This is a genomic window from Mycobacterium sp., assembly GCF_035653355.1.
In the GTDB taxonomy this organism is placed as follows: Bacteria; Actinomycetota; Actinomycetes; order Mycobacteriales; family Mycobacteriaceae; genus Mycobacterium.
In genome coordinates this window covers 1-3,405 of the sequence record NZ_DASRBZ010000524.1, presented here as the reverse complement: position 1 = coordinate 3,405, position 3,405 = coordinate 1, and the positions used below count along the sequence as shown (strand labels likewise).

Sequence of the window (3,405 nt, the reverse complement as noted above, 5' to 3'; positions counted from 1 at the left end):
TATGCCTGCCCACACCCTGCCCACGACCGCTGTCATGTACACGATCACGCCAGAAGCCTTGGCGCGCAATGGCATCGATGCGCCACAAATCGCGGGCGCGCTACATGCAGCGGAGCACGCCGCGATCGGGCTGCTGCCGCTGGTGGCCAGCTGCGACCGGGGCGACATCGGCGGGCTGTCCGCCGCAGTTGGTCCCGACCCGCTGGCCGGGCTGCCCAGTGTTTTCGTCTACGACGGCTATCCGGGCGGGGCCGGGTTCGCCGAACGGGGATTTCGCCAGGCGAGCACCTGGCTGAGCGCGACCGCCGCTGCTATCGAAGCGTGTGAATGCCCTTCCGGCTGCCCGTCATGCGTGCAGTCGCCGAAATGCGGCAGCGGCAACCAACCGCTGGACAAGACGGGTGCGATCCGCGTGTTGCGGTTGGTGGTCGCCGCGTTGACTCGCGATGACGACCGACCCCTCGACGGTCGACTTCCACGGGCATGGCGGTAGCCGCGAGCAAATGCTTTGGTCACTGGTTGCGGACATGCCGAACATGCGACACGGCGCGACGAACGGTCGGACAACGCGATCCGTTCCCAATCCCGACGGCTCGGGTGCAGCAGGAACGTACCCTTCCGACGAGATATGCGCAAGTGATCAGCCAAATTTGGCGCTCGGAAAGTCGTTAGACTGGCGTCAATAATGCGCGATACCGGTATCTAACAGCGGTACAGTCGTCGATATGGCCAGGGACTGGCTACTCGTTGAGACACTGGGCAACGAACCGGCTGTCGTCGCGCAGGGCTCACATCTGAGAAATCTCGTTCCGATTACCGCGTTTTTGCGCCGTAATCCTCATGTTGCCGCGATCCGCACCGCGATCGCCGAGTCGGTGCACAGCGGCGAGCGGCTGGTCAGTATCACACCCAAGAGCAACCGGGTGATCCGTACCGAACCGGTCGTGATGTCCGATGGCCGCGTGCACGGTGTGCATGTCTGGAGTGGCCCTGACGACGCTGAACCGCCCGAGCGACCCATCCCGGGCCCGCTGAAATGGGACCTCACTATGGGGATGGCCACCGACACCCGCGAATCGCTGATCAACATCGGCAAGAATCCCGACGTCGAACCGTTGCATGGCCGGACATTTGCGGAGAATTGGCCGTCACGCGATCTCAAGCCGAACGAAAGCAAAGTGCTCGCGCTCGCAGTCAAGGCGAAGGCGGGCCAAACATTGTGCAACGTCTGGGAAGGCGCCGATTGGCAGGGCAATCCGATCAGGGTTGGCTTCGTGGCCCGCAATGCACTGGAAGTCGGGGCCGACGGCCGCGACCACCTGATCGCCCGAGGCATGAACTGGCGTACCGACCCGGAAAGCGGCACGGAGCCTGGCGATCACCTCGCGCAGCAGATCTTGCACGGGCTGGCGCAGCCCGGAGTTCATCGCGCGTTGTTCGACCTTAAGAACTGGACTTTGCTCAAATGGCTCGACGAGCCGTGCCCATTCTACGATTGGCGCAGCACGGCCAGCTCGCCGCGGGTGCATCCCGACGACGAGCAGGTAATGGCTTCCATGACAACGGAATTCGCTCATGGCGCCACTGCGCGGGTGTTGCGTCTGCCGGGGCATGCCCGCAACTGGGTGCCTGTGCATGTGACCGTCAACCGGGTCGAAATCGAGGAAAAGACGTTCGCTGGGCTGATCTCGCTGCGATTGCCAACCGACCATGAGTTGGCCGAAGCAGGGCTATCCCGCTGCGACAACCACAGCAGCTGATCGCACTGGCCCGCGTTTCATCCGGGAGTGTCGATGGGCCCTGCCCGTGCCGCCGCCCTGGCCCTGATGCCTCTGCCCACGGCCACCTCGACGGTGACGACGACATCCAAACCCTGCAAGCTGCAGTTGGTTTGGTCGGCCCGCATCTTTCGGGCCAGCACGCTGGCGTGCTGGCACGCCCTCTCGGCTCCGGCCGGCAACCGGGCAGCTGCACTCAGTGCAGCCAGGTCGGCCGCTGCTTGCGCGCGGTGGCGCGCCACCACGGCTGAGCCCAGGTATACCCCGCCGCCGGTGATGCACAGCAAGACAGCGATCATCGCCGCGGCCAACACGGTCGCGGCGCCGTCCTCAGCGCGACGCCTCCGCCGCTGAAACCCCTTCGGCCCCAATAGCCAAGGCTGGCAACAGTTTCGATCGCGCGGTGACAGTTGCGACCATGAACTCGCCGTCTCGGCGCACCTGGACCAGCGCTGCACGTGGTGCGATGCGATGAGCGACGTCGATCGCGGCCCGCTCGTCACCGCGCGCGGCCAGCCGAGCGGCCTCCCGGGCGGCGTCGATGCACCGCACTTGCATCGAGACCGCAGTGAGGCCGGCAACGCAGAGCACCAGTACCACGACCAGCGAGGCAATCGCCAAAGCCGCCTCGACGGTGCTCGCGCCAGCATCGTCGACTACACCTTGGTGTTCAGCGCGCGAGCGATGATGTTGCTCAACGCGCTGACGATGGAGTCGCCGGTGACCACCGTGTAGAGGATCGCGCCGAATGCTGCGGCCGCGACGGTGCCGATCGCGTATTCGACTGTGGACATGCCTGACTCGTCGACCGCCAGCAGCGTCATCCGCGCTTGCAGTACACGAAATATATTGGGCATCGGTGGTTTTCCTTTCCTCGATGGACAGCCTCATAACAAACCTGAGCGCAAAACGTCGCCGGCCAGCCCAGCCACCACCGGGAGAATGCCCAGACAGACGAACGCGGGTAGAAAGCACACGCCCAATGGACCGGCGATCAGCACAGCGGCGCGCTCCGCGGTCGCCTCGGCGGTGTGCGCGGCGTCGTGGCGGGATTGTGCGGCGAGTTCGGCGAGCCCGTCCGCGAGCGCAGCGCCCGAACTCGCCGACCTCCGCGCCAGCCGAAGCAACGCATCGGTGTGGACGTTCGGTGCCGGCAGGTCTGGTGGCGCCGACCAGGCTGCCACGGGGTCGGCACCCAACGTGAGCAGATCGGCGGCCCGGCGCAGAATGCGGGCCAGCCGCGGCGGCGCCGATGCGGCAGTCGCGGCGGCGGCCGTCGGCACGGCCATGCCAGCAGCCAGGCACACCGCGAACACGTCCAGGCTCGATGCGACCGCGAGCGGGTCTGGGCCACGTGTGGTTCGCCGCGCCGGCCGGGCCGGCCGGACAGCTAACCCGGCGCGTGTGCGCATGATCGACGGTCCGGCGCCGGTCAGCAGCGCGAGGGCCAACAACACCGCTGCGGTGCTCATGTCGCCACCCGATCGGTGATCCGGTCGGACCACAGCAGTCCCCCACAGACCAGCACCGTCCCCGTCACGAGCAGCCAGCCGCCGGCATTGCCGTCCAACAAGAAGCGCAGCGGTTGCGCGCCGATCATCTGGCCCAACAGCATCCCCAGCACCGG

6 protein-coding genes and 1 pseudogene are annotated in these 3,405 nt (G+C 66.3%); 2 read left to right on the top strand and 5 right to left on the bottom strand.

Features of this window, described 5'->3' with window-relative positions; translation table 11 throughout:
- Together VFA16_RS17985 and VFA16_RS17980 are read left to right on the top strand one after the other, a co-directional pair.
- The coding region (locus tag VFA16_RS17985) for a Zn-binding domain-containing protein (RefSeq protein WP_324969120.1) at positions 1-493 on the top strand (493 nt) is incomplete at its 5' end.
- Between the two features lie 232 nt (positions 494-725).
- Positions 726-1,760 (top strand): PAS domain-containing protein, encoded by a 1,035-nt coding sequence (locus VFA16_RS17980; protein WP_324969119.1) that lies wholly within the window; start codon positions 726-728, stop codon positions 1,758-1,760.
- Between the two features lie 17 nt (positions 1,761-1,777).
- Here the strand turns inward: VFA16_RS17980 and VFA16_RS17975 are convergent, their stop codons facing one another.
- The 5 genes and pseudogenes from VFA16_RS17975 to VFA16_RS17955 form a co-directional block, all read right to left on the bottom strand.
- The gene (locus VFA16_RS17975) at positions 1,778-2,092 is read right to left on the bottom strand and encodes an Rv3654c family TadE-like protein (RefSeq protein WP_414687753.1); all 315 of its coding nucleotides are present in this window, start codon (positions 2,090-2,092) and stop codon (positions 1,778-1,780) included.
- 16 nt (positions 2,093-2,108) lie between these two features.
- Positions 2,109-2,399 (bottom strand): TadE family type IV pilus minor pilin, encoded by a 291-nt coding sequence (locus VFA16_RS17970; RefSeq protein ID WP_414687752.1) that lies wholly within the window; start codon positions 2,397-2,399, stop codon positions 2,109-2,111.
- Positions 2,400-2,434: 35 nt separating this feature from the next.
- A complete protein-coding gene (locus VFA16_RS17965) occupies positions 2,435-2,635 on the bottom strand; it encodes a DUF4244 domain-containing protein (RefSeq protein ID WP_324969117.1) in 201 nt (66 codons plus the stop codon).
- A 30-nt stretch (positions 2,636-2,665) separates the two neighbouring features.
- Positions 2,666-3,250: a type II secretion system F family protein gene (locus VFA16_RS17960; RefSeq protein WP_324969116.1), complete on the bottom strand. Its 585-nt coding sequence runs from the start codon at positions 3,248-3,250 to the stop codon at positions 2,666-2,668.
- Positions 3,247-3,405: pseudogene (locus tag VFA16_RS17955) on the bottom strand (hypothetical protein); the annotation flags it as partial. The gene VFA16_RS17960 and the pseudogene VFA16_RS17955, both read right to left, overlap by 4 nt.